The following is a 16,013-nucleotide window of genomic DNA, read 5'->3' on the forward strand; positions in this document are numbered from 1 at the left end:
GAACGAAAGGCACCGAAGCCATGACCGAGAACCTCGCCGAGGACCTCGACGAGCTCGCCCGCGCCCTCGACCGCGACCACGTGTTCCACTCGTGGTCCGCGCAGTCCCAGCTCTCGTCGCTCGTGGTCGCGAGCGGGCGCGGATGCCGCGTCTGGGACCACGCCGGACGCGAGTACCTCGACTTCTCCAGCCAGCTCGTGAACGTCAACATCGGCCACCAGCATCCGGCGGTCGTGCAGGCGATCACGGAGCAGGCGGAGCTCCTCACCACCATCGCGCCGTCGACCGTGAACCTCGCCCGCGGCGAGGCGGCCAAGCGCATCATCGGGCACGCGCCGTCGGGCTTCCACAAGGTGTTCTTCACGAACGGCGGCGCCGACGCGAACGAGAACGCGATCCGGATGGCTCGACTCCACACCGGCCGTGACAAGATCCTCTCGACCTACCGCTCGTACCACGGCAACACCGGCGCCGCGATCGTCTCGACGGGCGACTGGCGCCGCATCCCCAACGAGTTCGCCCGCGGCCACGTGCACTTCTTCGGGCCGTACCTCTACCGCTCCGAGTTCTGGGCGACGACGCCCGAGGAGGAGTCGGAGCGCGCGCTGCACCACCTGCGCCGCGTGATCGAGGCCGAGGGGCCGTCGTCGATCGCGGCAATCCTCCTCGAGACCATCCCGGGTACGGCCGGCATCATGCTGCCCCCGCCGGGCTACCTCGCGGGCGTGCGGGAGCTCGCCGACCGCCACGGCATCCTGCTCATCCTCGACGAGGTCATGTGCGGGTTCGGGCGCAGCGGCCGGTGGTTTGCATTCGACGGCTACGACGTGCGACCCGACCTCATCACCTTCGCGAAGGGCGTGAACTCGGGCTACGTGCCGGTCGGCGGCGTGATCATCTCCGACCCGATCGCGGCGACGTTCGTCGATCGCGTCTTCCCGGGCGGGCTCACGTACTCGGGGCATCCGCTCGCGATGGCCTCGATCGTCGCCGCGCTCGACGCCATGGAGTCCGAGGGGATCGTCGAGAACGCGCGCGCCATCGGCGAGACCGAGATCGGCCCGGCGCTCGCCGAGCTCGCCGAGCGCCACGAGGTCATCGGCGAGGTCCGCGGCGAGGGCGTGTTCTGGGCCGTCGAGCTCGTGGCCGACCGCGAGACCCGCGAGCCGCTGCCGGCGGCCGCGATGGGCCGCATCAAGTCCGGACTGGTGGCGCGCGGGCTGCTGCCGTTCATCCAGGACAACCGCATCCACGTGGTGCCGCCGTGCGTCGTCACGGTCGAGGACGTCGCCCAGGCGATGCCGATCTACGATGAAGTACTGAGCACCGCACTCGAAGGAGAGGGCTGACTCATGAGCCAGACACTGACCGAGAACCAGGCGTCGGCCGCCACCACGACGACCGTCGAGCACTGGATCGACGGGGCATCCGTCGCCGGGGCATCCGACCGCAGCGGACCCGTCTACAACCCCGCCCGCGGCGTCGAGACGAAACGCGTGCGCTTCGCCTCCACCGAGGACGTCGACCTCGCGGTGCAGGCCGCGGCGCGCGCGTTTCCCGTCTGGCGCGACACGTCGATCGCCAAGCGCCAGCAGGTGATGTTCAAGTTCCGCGAGCTCCTGAACGCGCGCTCGGGCGAGCTCGCCGACATCCTCACGAGCGAGCACGGCAAGGTGACGTCGGATGCCGCGGGCGAGATCGCCCGCGGACTCGAGGTCGTCGAGCTCGCCTGCGCGATGCCCGGCTACACGAAGGGCGAGTACTCCGAGAACGTCTCGACGGGGATCGACGTCTACACGACGCGCCAGCCCGTCGGCGTGGTCGGCATCATCAGCCCGTTCAACTTCCCGGCCATGGTGCCGCTGTGGTTCTTCCCGCTCGCGATCGCGACCGGCAACACCGTGGTGCTGAAGCCGTCGGAGAAGGACCCGAGCGCATCGGTGTGGCTGGCGAAGCTGATGCAGGAGGCCGGGCTGCCCGACGGCGTGCTCAACGTCGTCCACGGCGACAAGGTCGCGGTCGACGCGCTGCTGCACCACCCCACGGTGCGCTCGATCTCGTTCGTCGGCTCGACGCCCATCGCGCAGTACATCTACTCGACGGCCACCTCCAACGGCAAGCGCGTGCAGGCCCTCGGCGGCGCGAAGAACCACATGCTCGTGCTGCCCGACGCCGACCTCGACCTCGCCGCCGACGCCGCCGTGAACGCGGGCTTCGGCTCGGCCGGCGAGCGCTGCATGGCGATCTCGGCCGTGGTCGCGGTCGACTCCGTCGCCGACGAGCTGGTCGACAAGATCGCCGAGCGGATGGCGCGCCTCACCACCGGCGACGGCACCCGCGGCTGCGACATGGGCCCGCTCATCACGCGCGAGCACCGCGACAAGGTCGCCGGGTACCTCGACGTCGCGGCATCCGACGGCGCCACCGTGGTGGTCGACGGACGCGACCCCGAGGTCGACGGCGAGCCCGACGGCTTCTGGCTCGGGCCGACCCTCGTCGACAAGGTGCCCACGTCGTCGGCGGTGTACCGCGACGAGATCTTCGGGCCCGTGCTGTCGATCGTGCGCGTCGACGGATACGAAGACGGCCTCGACCTCATCAACTCGAGCCGCTACGGCAACGGCACCGCGATCTTCACGAACGACGGCGGCGCCGCACGGCGCTTCCAGCGCGAGGTGACGGTCGGCATGGTCGGCATCAACGTGCCGATCCCGGTGCCCGTGGCCTATCACTCGTTCGGCGGCTGGAAGGACTCGCTGTTCGGCGACGCCAAGGCCTACGGCCCACGCGGCTTCGACTTCTTCACGCAGGAGAAGGCGATCACGTCGCGCTGGCTCGACCCGAGCCACGGCGGCCTGAACCTCGGGTTCCCGCAGCACGACTGATCCACCGCGACGCGGCCGGCTCCCATGCGGGGTCGGCCGCGTTCGCGTGCGGTCAGTCCGCGCGACGCGGACGCGAGGCCCGGGCGGCGAACGCGGCGATCGCCGCCTGCGCGTCGGGAGTCGCGAACGCCGCCCCGATCGTGCCGGCCTCGTCGTCGAGCGCCTCCTGGAACGTGCGGGTGAGCCCCGATCGCACGAGGCGCTTGGCCTGGCCGAACGCGCCGGTCGCGCCGCGCAGCCACGCCTCGGCGATGCCGCGCGCGCGGTCGGCGACGGCGTCGGGTGCGACGACCTCGGTCACGAGCCCCCAGTCCAGCGCCTCGGCCGCGTCGAGGGTGCGCGACGTGAGCGTGAGCTCGAGCGCGCGCCGTGTGCCGACGGCCTCGGGCAGCAGCGTGCTGACGCCGCAGTCGGGCGTGAGGCCGACGTCCGAGTAGCGACTGGCGAAGGTCGCGCGATCGGATGCCACGACGAGGTCGGCCACGAGCATGAACCCGAGCCCGCCGCCCGCGACGGGTCCCTGCACGGCCGCGACGATCGGCTTCGTGCTCTCGCGGAGGGTGCGGTGGCCGTCGTGGATGCGGTCGGCGAGCGCCCGGATCGTCGCGCTCGCGTCCGACTGGTCCCCGGCGAGCTGCGCCATCGCGAGCACGTCACCGCCGGCGCAGAACGCGCGTCCCACCGCGTCGAAGAGCACCGCGCCGATGTCGTCGCGGTCGGCGACCTCGTGCGCGATCCACTGCCAGCGCTCGATCGCGGCGGGGTCGACGGCGTTGAGGCGCTCGGGGCGGTTGAGCGTGATGCGGGCGAGCCCGTCGGACACGTGGAACAGGATCGGGTCGGGCTCGGCTGCGCTGCTCATGTCCGAGGAGTCTAGCCACGGTGGGGGATCGCGGACCCGGCCGCGGCCGGCCGTCGCGGCTCGCTCAGTTCCCCCAGTTGGGGGAGGGTGCACGGAGGTCCGTCACCGCGTCGTCGTCGGTGAAGCCTGTGACGAGGATCCCGAAGCTCGGCGAGTCGCCGTACTCGCCCCCGCCAGGCGGAAGCGGGACCAGGCCGACCCGCGTGAACGCTCTCGGACGACCATCCGCGTCGGTCCATTCCGCGACCGGCTCGTCGAGGAGGGCCACGCTCGTGAACGGATCGCCCACGTGGACGCCCGCCGGCGACCCGACGCCGGCCGGGGTGCCCACGGGGAGGCCGTTCGCATCGGGCCCGGTCACGTTCACCCAGTAGTCGACGGAGTACGGTGCCGTGGCCGCCGGTTCGTCGGGATCCGTGATGCGGAGGCCGCCCCATTCGTGGACGGTGCCGGGCGCGGACTCGCCACCGCCGGGGTGCGGGCTGCTGACCGGAGCGCCGAGGTACTCGGACAGACCCGCGACCACGTCTGCGGCCGGCGTGAAGTAGTCGAAGCTCGCGAGCGTCGCGTCCCTCTCGTCCAGCACCTCGATCGCCTCCGCGGAGACCGTGATCGCGGCGGCCACCGGCTCGGGCGTCGGGGTCGGCGTCGGCTCGGCGGCGATCGTCGGCGAGGGTGTCGGAGTGGGCGAGCCGCCCGCCGATGCTCCGGGAACGCAGGCAGAGAGGGTCAGGGTCGCCGCGACGGCGGCCAGCGCGAACAGCGCGCTTCGCAGGGTCATGGGCAGAGCGTAGCGGCGGGCCGTCGATGGGGCGATCGGGGGCGGCCCTGATGCGCAGCGAGTCAGGCGTCCGCGATGCTGCCGCCACCTCGCGACGGATGCCCATAGGCCTGCTCGAGCCGGGCGGCCCGCGCCACGAGCACGTCGAGCACCGTGCGCACGGCGAGTCGCTCCGCGACATCCGGCCGCACCAGGGCGACGATCTGGCGCGCCGACGCGACGCCCCGGATCGGCTTCAGCACCATGCCGGGCGCGACCGGCCCCGACGTGAAGCGCGGCACGAACGCGATGCCGAGGCCGGCCACGATGAAGGCCTCCATGATGCGCATGTCGCTGAAGCGCTGGCTCACGTGCACCCGCTTGCCGCCCTCCTGCTCGATGGCGTGCAGGATTCGCTCGAAGGGGAAGCCGGGCGGCACGCCCAGCCAGGTCTCGTCCACCAGGTCGGCGGGCGTCACGTACGCCCGGTCGGCGAGGCGGTGATCGGCCGGCAGTCCGATGTCGAGCGGCTCGGTGAGCAGCGGCACGGCCCGGAGACCTCGACCGCCCCAGGGCAGGACGCCGGGCATGGTGTGGGCCAGCACGATGTCGTAGTCGGCGGTGAGGTCGGGGAACTCGGCGAGCTCGGGGTCGAGGTCGGTGCAGCGAACGACGAGGCCGGCGACCTGCCCGAGGTCCTTGAGCACGCTCGGCAGGAGGGTCGCGCCGACGGTGGGGAAGGTGAGGAGCGTCACCTCGCCGCTCGGGTGGTTGCGGAACTCGTCCCAGAGGGACGAGGCGCGCTCGAGCGCGATCGCGACGTCGGTGGCGCTGCGGGCCAGCGCGTGCCCGGCGCTGGTGAGCACGAGCCCCCGCCCGCTGCGTTCCGTCAGCGGCATCCCGGCCTCGCGCTCGAGCACCTTGAGCTGCTGGGACACGGCCGACGGCGTGCGGCCGGTGGCCTCGGCGACGGCCGTGACGCTGCCCCGTTCGGCGAGTTCCCTGAGCAGGTCGAGGCGGCGAACGTCCATGTAGACAGGCTACATCGTCATTGAAGTATTGTGCGCTTGTGCTGCAAGGTTTCGAGCGTCAGAATTGAGGAGTCGAACACGTGCAACGGCGCATCCGTCGCTCGACGAAGCCACCTTCTCTTGAAAGGAACCATCGTGTTCACGCTCCTCGCCCTCCTCGGGATCGTCTCCGTCGCCGGCATCGTCGGCTCGATCGTCACCTCGGCCCGCGACGGCTACCGTCGCCAGCCCAAGGCGACCATCGCGCGCACCGCCTAGGTCGCGCGACACCCGGGCTCGCGCCCGGGAGCAGGGCCGCTGCGCGGGGGAGGGACACCCCGCGGGGCGGCCCTTCGTCGTCCCCACTGGCGGTCGACGCACTCATTCCGGCGGCCGGCACGGCCCGCGCGCGAAGGGATGCCGCGGGATCGGAGGGTGCCGACGGGGCATCGAAACCTTCCTCACAGGCGGCGGAGTCGTAGAGTATTCGGGTGACCCTCGCCTCCCAGGACGCCAGTACCGACGCCCGCCGCCAGCTCATCGAGTTCATCTCGGCCGACGCGGTGTTCCACGGCGACTTCACCCTGACCAGCGGCAAGAAGGCGTCGTACTACGTCGACCTCCGCAAGGCGAGCCTCGACCACCGCGTGGCCCCGCTGATCGGGCAGGTCATGCTCGACCTCATCGCCGACGTGCCCGACGTGGCCGCCGTCGGAGGGATGACCATGGGCGCCGACCCGATCGCGACCGCCGTGCTGCACCAGGGCGCGGCCCGCGGACTCGCGTACGACGCGTTCGTCGTGCGCAAGGAGCCGAAGGACCACGGCCGCGGCAAGCAGGTCGAGGGTCCCGACGTCGCGGGCAAGCGCGTCATCGTGCTCGAGGACACGTCGACCACGGGCGGCTCGCCGCTCAAGGCGATCGAGGCCCTGCGCGCTGCCGGGGCCGAGGTCGTCGCAGTGGCCGTGGTGGTCGACCGCGCCACGGGAGCCCGCGAGGTGATCGAGGGCGCGGGCGTCCCCTACCTGGCCGCGATCGGCCTCGAAGACCTGGGATTGGCCTGATGGAACGCGACGGACGCAACTCCGACGACGCCGCCGACTGGCTGCTCGCCCAACTCGCGGCAGGCCCGGCGGCGCGTGACGAGCCGCCCGTCGCTCCGCCGCCCGCGGCCGCCGTGCCGGCCGCGCCCGAGCCCGTGATCCCGCCGCGCTCCATCGAGCCGGGCCCCCGCCGCGAGGAAGTGCTCGACTGGTTCTCGGTCGCCGAGCCGCCCTCGGCGACGGATGCCGCGACGCGCGTGCTGCCCGTCATCGGCAACCCGCCCGCGGCGCCGTCGGTCCCCGCCGCCGTCGAGCCGCCCGCGGCACCGCTGCCCCCCGCTGCCTTCCCGCCGGCCGCTGCCCCGCTGCCGCCCGCCGCTGCCCCGCTGCCGCCCGCCACTGCCCCGCTGTCGCCGGTCGCGCCTGCGCAGGTCGCCGAGCCGTCGACGGGGCTTCCCGCGTGGAGCCCGCCGTTCACGGTCGGCCGCCCCGACGCGAACGCTCCGCTCATCCCCGAGTCGTCGGCTGTCCCGACGCCGGCGGCCGCAGACCCTGCGGATCCGCCGCCCGGCCCCGTGACGCCGACGGGCCCGTTCGCCCTCACCTGGGGGAACGGCGACCTCGACTCCGAGGCCGCCATCCGCGCCGCCTTCCGCAGCCTCTCCGAGCCCTCGCCGAACGCACCCGGCCCGGCGGTGTCCGAGCCGTCGACGCCGGTGTCCGAGGCGCCCGCGCCGCAGCCGCCTGCGGCTCAGCCGACCGCTCCCGGGCCGGCCGCGTTCGAGGCGCCGACGTTCGAGGTGCCGACGTTCGAGGTGCCGATCGTCGAGTCGGCTGCGTTCGAGGCGCCGACGTTCGAGTCGGCGGCCCCCGAGCCCGCCGGATCCGAGTCCGCCGACTCCGAGTCGCCGTTCGCCGGATACCCGTCGCCGCCCGTGGCGCGGCAGTCGTTCACACCCGCCCCGGGCCTGACGCCGACGGCCGAGGAGCCGCCCGCACCGCCGGTCGTGCCGCCGCGGCATCCGATCGCACCGTCGACGGCGCCCGCCGGCTGGGACGAGCTCGCCGCCCGCCCGGCACCGCAGCCCGAGCCCGAGTCCGAGCCGTTCGCGCCCGCCGCGTCGTTCGCGGCGCAGCCCGAGCCCGCGCCGTTCGCGCCACCGGCACCGACGAGCGGGCGCTTCGGCGCGTTCGCGACCGACACGTTCGGGGCCGAGGCCGCCGACCCGTTCCGCGCGCTCATCGAGGCATCGACGCCCCGTGATCCCGAGGCCCCGTCGGCGTCGCCCGTCGCCTCCCCCGAGCCGGCACCGGCGGCGTTCACGCCGTCGATCCCGAGCGAGAACACGACGCCGCGCGGCTTCCCCTTCATCGAGGTGCGCGGCGAGGCCGACGAGCCCGTCGTCGAGTCCGTGGCCCAGCCGGTGGCGATGCAGGCCGAGTCGGCCGCGAACCGCCGCGCGCCGTTGCCCGCATTCGCGGCCGCGGCCGGCGACCGTACCGGCGGCGAGCCCGATCCCGGCGAGCCCGTCGACGACCTGCTCGCGGCGCTCGGCTCCGGCACGGCACGTCCGAAGCGCGACGACTCCTCCGGCCCGGCCGGCGGTGCCGACGACAGTGGTTCCGGAACGCCACCCGAGCGCGGCGGTCCGCCCACCGGCGGCGGCTTCGACGCCCTCGGATTCTCGTTCGGCGACGACGAGGAGGACGAGGAGCCGGTCGACGAGGACGACGAGCGCCCCGCCCGACCGAGCATCCGCGAGCGCCTCTTCGGTCGGGGACGGAACGCGGACGCCCACGACGACGCTGCCGACGAGGCGGCCCACGACGACGACCTGACCGGGGCCTTCGCGCCGCCGTCACCGGCCGCGGCTGCGCCGCCCGTCGCCCCGGCCGTGCCCCCGGTCGCTTCGCCGCCGGCGCCCACTCCGGCCCCGGCCGCTCCTGCTGCAGCCGAGCCGCCGCGGCCCGAGTCGCCGATCGCGAGGGAGATCGCGGAGACCGGCTACTTCTGGAACCTCACGCCCGACCCCTCGGCAGGCGACCCGAACGCCGACGGGCCCGCGGTGGCCGACCGTTCGAGCGCGTTCGAGGACGAATGGGCCGCGTCCGCGTCCGCGCAGCCGCACGACGCCGAGCCGTGGGCCGCCGAGCCCGTGCAGCCCGAGCCGATCGTGCCCGAGCCGATCGTGCCCGAGCCCGAGCCCTTCCTGCGCGCCCCCCAGCTCTTCCCCGAGGAGCCGGAGCCGATCGCGACCGAGCCCGTCGTTCCCGAGCCGATCGCGCCCGAGCCGATCGCGCCCGAGCCCGAGCGTCCGACGTTCACCGCATCGCTCTTCGTGACCCCGCCGGCACCGCAGCCCGAGGCCGAGCCCGAGCTGGACGCCGAGCCGAGCTGGTCGTTCGGCGACGACGTGCCCGACGAGTCGGCCGGCCACCGCGAGGACGCGCCGACGGCGATGTTCCCGTCGGCACCGGCCGCGGGTCCGAACGCGACGGGCGGTCACGACGACGACCCGCTCGCCGCGCTCTTCGGTGCGCGTCCCACCCCGGAGGATCCGCAGCCCATCGAGGATCCGTGGAACACGGGCTCCCCGTTCGGCGCGTCCGCCGGCACGTCCGCGCCCGCCGACCGGTTCGCCGCCGACGCGGGCCCGTTCGCCGCCTACGCGGCATCCGGAGCGGCACCGTCGCAGGCGCCTGCGCCGGTCGTGACCCCGCGCCCGGCCTCCGCGCCGCGCACCGGCGGCGGCTCGGGCGGCGGCTCCGGCACCGGCACGGGATCCGGCGGTTCGGGGTCCGGTGGCGGCAACCGCACCGTGCGCATCCTCGCGTGGGTCGCCGGCGGCCTCGTCGCGGCGCTCGTGCTCGTCGGCCTGTTCTTCCTCGGCACGCAGCTCTCGGGCGGCAGCGGCGAAGCATCCGCCCCCTCGGAGACGCCGACCCCGACGGAGACGCCCGTCGCGGCGCCCACGGCACCGCAGCCCGCGGGCGTGCACCCCTGGAACACGCTGTTCGGCGGCGAGTGCCTCGACCCGTTCGAGTCGGCCTGGGCCGAGGAGTTCACGGTCGTCGACTGCGCCGCCCCGCACGCGGCCCAGCTCGTGTACCGCGGTCAGCTGCAGGGCGACGAGGCGGCACCCTTCCCGGGTGAGGCCGAGATCGCCTCGCAGATGAACCCCCTCTGCACGGCGCCGGGCGTCATCGACGTCGCGGCGGTCGCGGGCGTCGAGGACCTGCAGGTGCAGGCCGCGTTCCCGGTGACCGAGGAGCAGTGGACCTCGGGCGAGCGTTCGTACTACTGCTTCGCGAACCGCGCGGGCGGGGAGCCGCTCACCGCGAGCATCGCCGGACCCGGACCCGCGGCGTAGCGTGGCGGCATCCGCTCGGGTGGTCGTCGTCGGCTCGCTCAACGTCGACTCGACGAGCTACGTCGAGGCGTTCCCCCAGCCCGGCGAGACGATCCGCTCGCACGGGTTCCAGGTCGCGCTCGGTGGCAAGGGATCGAACCAGGCGGTCGCCGCGCACGTGGTCGGGGCCTCCGTCGACCTCGTCGCGCGCATCGGTGCCGACGCCGCGGGCGACTTCGCCGTCGCGACGCTCGAGCGGTTCGGCCTGCCCACCGGCGCCATCGGTCGAGCGGCGGATGCCCCGACCGGCGTCGCCCAGATCACGGTCGCCGATTCCGGCGAGAACACCATCGTCATCACGAGCGGCGCCAACGTCGCCGTGACCCCCGACGTCGTCGACGCCGAGCGGGATCGGATCGCCGCGGCCGCGCTCGTGCTGACGCAGGGCGAGCTCGCCGTGGCGACGATCGACCGGGTCGCCGAGGTCGCCGGCGCGGCGGGCGTGCGCTTCGTGCTCAACCTCGCGCCGCCGGCGCCCGTCGCCGCCGCCACGCTCGCGGTCGCCGATCCGCTCGTGCTCAACGAGCACGAGGCGCGCGCGGTCGGCATCGGCACGGCCGCCGCGGACGGCACGGATGCCGCGAACGCCTCGCTCGACGCCTGGCGCGCCGCCGCGGCATCCGCCGTGGGACGCGTCGCGCGCTCGATCGTCGTGACACTGGGCTCGGCCGGTGCCGTCGCGGCCTCCGCCGACGACTCGTGGACCGCCCCCGCTCCGCACGTCGACGCCGTCGACACGACCGGCGCGGGCGACGGGTTCACGGGCGCCCTGGGGGCGTTCCTCGCTGAGGGCCGGTCGCTCGAGGAGGCGCTGCGGATCGCGGTCGCGGCAGGCGCCCTCGCGGTGCAGGCCCGCGGCACCGTCGACTCGTACGCCTCGCGGGGCGCCGTGCTGCGCGCCGCCGGGCTCGCCGACGACGGCAGCGACGGCGGGTCGACCGCATGACGATCCCCGTCATCATCGACTGCGATCCCGGGCACGACGACGTCTTCGGAATCTGGCTGGCCGCGGGGCATCCGTCGCTCGAGCTGCTCGCGATCACGACGGTCGGCGGCAACGTGCCGCTCGAGCACACGAGCCGCAACGCGCGCATCGCGCTGACGGTGGCGGGTGTGACCGACGTGCCCGTCGCCGCCGGCGCGGCCGGACCGATCGCCCGGCGGCTCGAGACGGCGGAGTGGATCCACGGCGAGAACGGGCTCGGCGGGCCCGAGCTGCCCGAGCCCGCGATCGACCTCCATCCCCGCGGCGCGGTCGGGCTCATGGCCGACGTGCTGCTCGCCGCCGACGAGCCCGTCGCGATCGTGGCGACCGGTCCGATCACGAACGTCGGGATCCTGCTGCGCGACCGACCGGAGCTCGCCGGCCGGATCCGCGAGATCGTCTGGATGGGCGGCTCGACGGGACGCGGCAATGTCACGCCGTACGCGGAGTTCAACGCGTGGGTGGACCCCGAGGCCCTCGCGATCGTCGTCGCGAGCGGCGTGCGCTTCACCATGGTCGGCCTCAACGTCACGCACTCGGCACTCGTCACGGCGGCGGTGCGCGAGCGGCTCGCGGCGGTCGGCACGGCCACGGCGGCGTTCGGCGACGAGCTGCTCGAGTTCTTCTGCCGCACGAACGCCGAGGTGTTCGGCATGCCCGACGGGCCGCTGCACGACCCGGTCGCCGTCGCCGTGCTCGTCGACCCCGAGGTGGTGACGAGCGTGCACACCCGGCTCGACGTCGAGCTCGCCGGCACGGAGACGGCCGGCGCCACGAGCGTCGACCTCGACGGGATGCTGCGGCGCGAGCCGAACGCGTGGGTCGCGACCGGTCTCGACGTCGACCGGTTCTGGGACCTGCTCGACGAGGCGATCGGCCGCCTCGCCTGACGGCGATCGGCCGCCTCGCCCAGCGGAGCGTCGTCCGCGCCATCCGTCGCCCGCGCCTATCGGAGCGACGGCCGCGATTCAGGCGATCGGCCGCGCCTCAGGCCGATCCCACGGATCCGCGCCTGAATCGCGACCGATCGCCTGAACCCGCGCTCATCCACAGGGGTGCTCGCGGCGCCGAGCCCCACCCGCCGAGCCGCTAGGGTGTGCTCGGAGGTGCGTGTGGACTGGACGTTCTGGGTCGGTGCGGGTGTGCTGGTGGCGCTGTGGCTGCTGTTCCAGTGGCTGTTCTCCGAGCGGCGCTTCGCGCGCAAGGTGCGCAAGCTCGACCGCGAGCAGGCCGAGGCCATCATGGCGGCCGAGGAGTACCGCCGCGAGCTCAAGTTCTGGTTCCGCTGAGCGCGCTCGAGCCCTAGAGCTCGGTCTCGGCCGGCTCGGTCACGAGCTCGTGCACGCCCGCGAGGATCTCCTCGGGCCGGAACGGGTAGCGCTCGATCTCGGCCTGGTCGCTGATGCCGGTGAGCACGAGCACGGTGTGCAGGCCGGCCTCGATGCCCGCCACGATGTCGGTGTCCATGCGGTCGCCGATCATCGCGGTGTTCTCGGAGTGCGCGCCGATCTTGTTGAGCGCCGACCGGAACATCATCGGGTTCGGCTTTCCGACGACGTACGGCTCCTTGCCGGTCGCCTTGGTGATGAGCGCGGCGATCGCCCCGGTCGCGGGCAGCGGGCCCTCGGCAGACGGCCCCGTGGCGTCGGGGTTCGTGACGATGAAGCGCGATCCGTTCCCGATGAGGCGGATGGCCTTCGTGATCGCCTCGAACGAGTAGTTGCGCGTCTCGCCGACGACCACGAAGTCGGGGTTCGTCTCGGTCATCACGAAGCCCGCCTCGTGCAGCGCCGTGAGGATGCCGGCCTCGCCGATGACGAACGCGGTGCCGCCGGGCAGCTGCTGCTTGAGGAAGTCGGCCGTCGCGAGCGCCGAGGTCCAGATGCGGTCCTCGGGCACGTTGAGCCCGCTCGCGCGGAGCCGCGCCGAGAGGTCGCGGGCCGTGAAGATCGAGTTGTTCGTGAGCACGAGGTAGGGCGTGCCCGAGTCCTCCCACTGCTGCAGGAGCTCGGCCGCACCGGGCAGGGCGTGGTTCTCGTGCACGAGCACGCCGTCCATGTCGGTCAGCCAGGCCTCGACCTCTTCACGTCGTCCCATGCGTCAAGCCTAGGGCGCGCACATCACAGCACGATGAACGGCGGATGCCGCGGGCGCTTCGCCGCTCGCACGGCCACGTCGACCCCGGGACGTGCGGCTCAGTGCAGCAGCGACTCCCAGTCCTCGGGAACCCGTCCCTCGGGCCCGGGCGCGGGCTGCTCCTCGGGACGCGACAGCGGCGGGCTCAAGGGCACGCGCGGCGCCGAAGACTCCGTGACGTAGTTCCAGAACCAGTGCTCGCCGGGCTCGAACGAGGTGGCCACCGGATGCCCCGTCTGCTCCGAGTGACGTCGTGCGTGCTGCGCGGGGGAGGCGTCGCAGCATCCGACGTGCCCGCACTCGACGCAGCGGCGCAGGTGGAACCACCAGCCGCCGCCCTCGTCGCAGTCGCCGCAGCCGGTGCCCGACGGCGGCGGAGCGAGGTCGCTCATGCGAAGACCTCGGCCGCGGCGAGCGCCCGGTGCACGGAGGCCACGGCGCTCGACCCCTCGCCGACCGCGGCGGCGACCCGCTTCATCGAGCCGCGCCGCACGTCGCCGGCCGCGAACACCCGCGGCACCGAGGTCTCGAACGGCAGCGGCATGCGTCCGAGGTCGCGCCATGCGTCGTCGAGGGCGATGACGTCGGCACCGGTGTGCACGAATCCGGCCTCGTCGCGCTCGACGTCGGCGAGCCATTCGGTTGCGGGCTCGGCGCCGATGAAGCAGAACAGGCCTCGGCAGTCCACGGTGTCCTCGAGCGCGCCGCTCAGCGTCACGCGCTCGAGGTTCTCGTCGCCGTGCAGGCCGACCACCTGCGTGCTCGTGTGCACGTCGATGCGGGCGTCGTCGACGATGCGGTCGACGAGGTAGCTCGACATCTGGCCGCCGAGCTCGCTCGCGCGCACGACGAGGCGCACGTGGCATCCGTTCGCGGCGAGCGCGAGCGCCGCCTGACCGGCCGAGTTCGCGCCGCCGACCACCACGACCTCGGAGCCCGCCACCTGGCGGAGCTCCATCGTGGAGGCCGCGTAGTGGATGCCGGCGCCCTCGAACTCCTTCCAGCGGTCGAGTCCGAGCGAGCGGTAGGCGACCCCGGTGGTCACGATGACCGCGCGCGCGTTCACGACCGCGCCGTCGGTGAGCGTGAGACGCAGTGCGCCGGTGTCGGACTCGAGTCGCACCGCTTCGCACGGGGCGACGACGCGGACCCCGAACTTGATCGCCTGCAGGGAGGCCTGTGCCGTGAGGTCGTCGCCGGACACGCCGAACGGGAAGCCGAGGTAGTTCTCGATGCGCGAGGTGGCCGACGACTGCCCGCCGGGTGCGACGGCGTCGAGCAGCACGGTGTCGAGGCCCTCGGATGCCCCGTAGATCGCCGCGGCAAGGCCGGCGGGCCCGGCGCCGACGACCGCGAGGTCGACGGTGGCGTCGTCCTCGGCGGCGTACGCGAGGCCGAGCAGCTCGGCGAGCTGGCCGGGGGTCGCGTGCGGGAGGTTCTCCCCCTGCACGATCGCGACCGGGAGGTCGTCGCGGGTGAAGCCGTGGCCGGCGAACGCCGCGGCCCGCTCGGGATCGTCGGCGTCGACCCATGTGTGCACGAGATCGAGGCGCTCGGCGTACCGCCGCAGCGCGACCGCCTCGCGCGACCGCTCGGATCCGATGATCTTCAGCGTCCACGCCGCAGGCCCGCGGCGCAGCTCCTCGCGGCGCGCCCAGAGCGTGCGGAGCATGAGGTCGCACAGTTCGTCGTCCTCGGCCATCATGCGCTGGAGGGCGTCGTGGTCGACCCGGAGCATCCGCCCGGGCTCGGCGACCCGGGCGGTGAGGAAGGCGCGCTGCCCGTTGAGCAGCCCGAGCTCGCCCACGAAGGTGCGCGGGCCGAGGTTCGCGATCAGGGTCTCGTCGATCCACTTCAGGGGATCGCGCACGACGTCGACGGAGCCGGACTCGACGAGGATGAGGTCGTACCAGCGGTCGCCGGACTTGAAGAGGACATCGCCCGCTTCGGCGCGGATGGACACGCCGTAGCGCAGCATCCGCTCCCACTGCGCGTCGGTGAGTTCAGGGGTCATCTTGGGTGCCTTGTGTCCCATCACACCATCGTGCACGACGGAGGCGCGGAAGGGGAGGGCGTTCGTCAGGGGCGGACAACGGGCTCGATCGAGGCGCTGACCGGTGCCGTCCGTTCAGGCGGTGACCCAGATGGCCGCGGCCGCGTCGCGGGCGATGGCGCGCGTGGACCCGGCGACGGCGACGGCGACGGATGCCGCGTCGGCCGCGTCGACGGCGAGCTCGCTGCCCGGGCCGACGCCGGCCTCCTCGAGCTCGCGCAGCACGGCGGGGTCGCGATCGCTGATCCGGATGACGCGTCCGGTGTGCCCGACGGGCGCCTCGTCGAGCCGCACCGCGGGCTCCGTGACCAGCGTGCCGTCGGCGGCCGGGATCGCGTCCCCGTGCGGGTCGCGCACCGGTCGCCCGAGTCGGGCGTCGATCGCCTCGAGCAGCCGGTCGGAGATCGCGTGCTCGAGCACTTCGGCCTCGTCGTGCACTTCGTCCCAGCCGTACCCCATCTCCTGCACGAGCCAGGTCTCGATGAGGCGGTGGCGTCGGACGACCGCGAGCGCACGTGCCAGCCCGGCATCCGTCAGCCGCACCGCGCCGTAGGGCACGTGCGAGACGAGCCCGGCCGCGGCCATCTTCTTCACCATCTCGGTGACCGACGACGGCGCGACCCCGAGCCGGTCGGCGAGCACCTTCGGCGTGATGGGGTCGGGCTGCCACTCGGTGTGGGCGTACACCGTCTTGAGGTAGTCCTCGATCGCGGGGCTCGTGGCTGGCATCGGCCTCAGGATAGCGGTGCCCGGACCCGTGAATCGTGTCACTCGTCCGACTGGGACTTGACCGTCCCTCGTGAGGGGGATAGTTTCGATCCCGCACGGAAAGCGCTATCCCACACCGGGTCACCAGCCCAGAGAAGGAT

The 16,013-nt window shown here is 73.5% G+C and carries 15 protein-coding genes; 8 read left to right on the top strand and 7 right to left on the bottom strand.

Features of this window, described 5'->3' with window-relative positions; genetic code table 11:
- The first annotated feature begins 20 nt into the window (after nt 1–20).
- Complete coding sequence (locus ACWGO8_RS09200) at nt 21–1,349, top strand: aminotransferase class III-fold pyridoxal phosphate-dependent enzyme (RefSeq protein WP_452042766.1); 1,329 nt, start codon at nt 21–23, stop codon at nt 1,347–1,349.
- A gap of 3 nt (nt 1,350–1,352) precedes the next feature.
- Complete coding sequence (locus ACWGO8_RS09205; protein WP_452042767.1) at nt 1,353–2,885, top strand: CoA-acylating methylmalonate-semialdehyde dehydrogenase; 1,533 nt, start codon at nt 1,353–1,355, stop codon at nt 2,883–2,885.
- A 52-nt stretch (nt 2,886–2,937) separates the two neighbouring features.
- On the opposite strand, the gene ACWGO8_RS09210 is transcribed toward ACWGO8_RS09205, so the two are convergent.
- The 3 genes from ACWGO8_RS09210 to ACWGO8_RS09220 all read right to left on the bottom strand — a co-directional run bounded on the left by ACWGO8_RS09210 (nt 2,938) and on the right by ACWGO8_RS09220 (nt 5,538).
- Complete coding sequence (locus tag ACWGO8_RS09210; protein ID WP_452042768.1) at nt 2,938–3,747, bottom strand: enoyl-CoA hydratase/isomerase family protein; 810 nt, start codon at nt 3,745–3,747, stop codon at nt 2,938–2,940.
- Between the two features lie 64 nt (nt 3,748–3,811).
- Nucleotides 3,812–4,528, bottom strand: coding sequence for a hypothetical protein (locus tag ACWGO8_RS09215; protein WP_452042769.1), 717 nt, complete (start codon nt 4,526–4,528; stop codon nt 3,812–3,814).
- 62 nt (nt 4,529–4,590) lie between these two features.
- Nucleotides 4,591–5,538: a LysR family transcriptional regulator gene (locus ACWGO8_RS09220; protein ID WP_452042770.1), complete on the bottom strand. Its 948-nt coding sequence runs from the start codon at nt 5,536–5,538 to the stop codon at nt 4,591–4,593.
- 135 nt (nt 5,539–5,673) lie between these two features.
- Here ACWGO8_RS09220 and ACWGO8_RS09225 point away from each other — a divergent pair, with 135 nt between their 5' ends.
- The 6 genes from ACWGO8_RS09225 (at nt 5,674) to ACWGO8_RS09250 (ending at nt 12,244) form a co-directional block, all read left to right on the top strand.
- On the top strand, nt 5,674–5,796 hold the full coding sequence (locus ACWGO8_RS09225; protein ID WP_376953176.1) for a hypothetical protein: 123 nt from the start codon (nt 5,674–5,676) through the stop codon (nt 5,794–5,796).
- Nucleotides 5,797–6,008: 212 nt separating this feature from the next.
- Nucleotides 6,009–6,581 (top strand): orotate phosphoribosyltransferase, encoded by a 573-nt coding sequence (gene pyrE, locus ACWGO8_RS09230; protein ID WP_452042771.1) that lies wholly within the window; start codon nt 6,009–6,011, stop codon nt 6,579–6,581.
- A complete protein-coding gene (locus ACWGO8_RS09235) occupies nt 6,581–9,931 on the top strand; it encodes a septum formation family protein (protein WP_452042772.1) in 3,351 nt (1,116 codons plus the stop codon). The genes pyrE and ACWGO8_RS09235 overlap by 1 nt, the downstream gene beginning before the upstream one ends.
- Before the next feature lies 1 nt (nt 9,932).
- Nucleotides 9,933–10,916: a ribokinase gene (locus tag ACWGO8_RS09240; RefSeq protein WP_452042773.1), complete on the top strand. Its 984-nt coding sequence runs from the start codon at nt 9,933–9,935 to the stop codon at nt 10,914–10,916.
- Nucleotides 10,913–11,845 (top strand): nucleoside hydrolase, encoded by a 933-nt coding sequence (locus ACWGO8_RS09245; RefSeq protein ID WP_452042774.1) that lies wholly within the window; start codon nt 10,913–10,915, stop codon nt 11,843–11,845. Before ACWGO8_RS09240 ends, ACWGO8_RS09245 begins: the two co-directional genes overlap by 4 nt.
- Nucleotides 11,846–12,067: 222 nt before the next feature.
- Nucleotides 12,068–12,244 (top strand): hypothetical protein, encoded by a 177-nt coding sequence (locus ACWGO8_RS09250; RefSeq protein ID WP_452042775.1) that lies wholly within the window; start codon nt 12,068–12,070, stop codon nt 12,242–12,244.
- A 13-nt stretch (nt 12,245–12,257) separates the two neighbouring features.
- Here ACWGO8_RS09250 and ACWGO8_RS09255 read toward each other — a convergent pair whose 3' ends face one another.
- The 4 genes from ACWGO8_RS09255 to ACWGO8_RS09270 all read right to left on the bottom strand — a co-directional run bounded on the left by ACWGO8_RS09255 (nt 12,258) and on the right by ACWGO8_RS09270 (nt 15,873).
- Nucleotides 12,258–13,052, bottom strand: a complete 795-nt coding sequence (locus tag ACWGO8_RS09255) for an HAD-IIA family hydrolase (RefSeq protein WP_376953182.1) — start codon at nt 13,050–13,052, stop codon at nt 12,258–12,260.
- A 98-nt stretch (nt 13,053–13,150) separates the two neighbouring features.
- The gene (locus tag ACWGO8_RS09260) at nt 13,151–13,483 is read right to left on the bottom strand and encodes a UBP-type zinc finger domain-containing protein (RefSeq protein WP_376953183.1); all 333 of its coding nucleotides are present in this window, start codon (nt 13,481–13,483) and stop codon (nt 13,151–13,153) included.
- Entirely contained in the window at nt 13,480–15,105 is a 1,626-nt protein-coding gene (locus tag ACWGO8_RS09265; RefSeq protein ID WP_452042776.1) for an FAD-dependent oxidoreductase, read from the bottom strand. Before ACWGO8_RS09265 ends, ACWGO8_RS09260 begins: the two co-directional genes overlap by 4 nt.
- A gap of 114 nt (nt 15,106–15,219) precedes the next feature.
- Nucleotides 15,220–15,873: a metal-dependent transcriptional regulator gene (locus tag ACWGO8_RS09270; RefSeq protein ID WP_452042777.1), complete on the bottom strand. Its 654-nt coding sequence runs from the start codon at nt 15,871–15,873 to the stop codon at nt 15,220–15,222.
- Nucleotides 15,874–16,013: the final 140 nt, after the last annotated feature.

Source organism: Agromyces sp. NPDC055661, assembly GCF_053618135.1.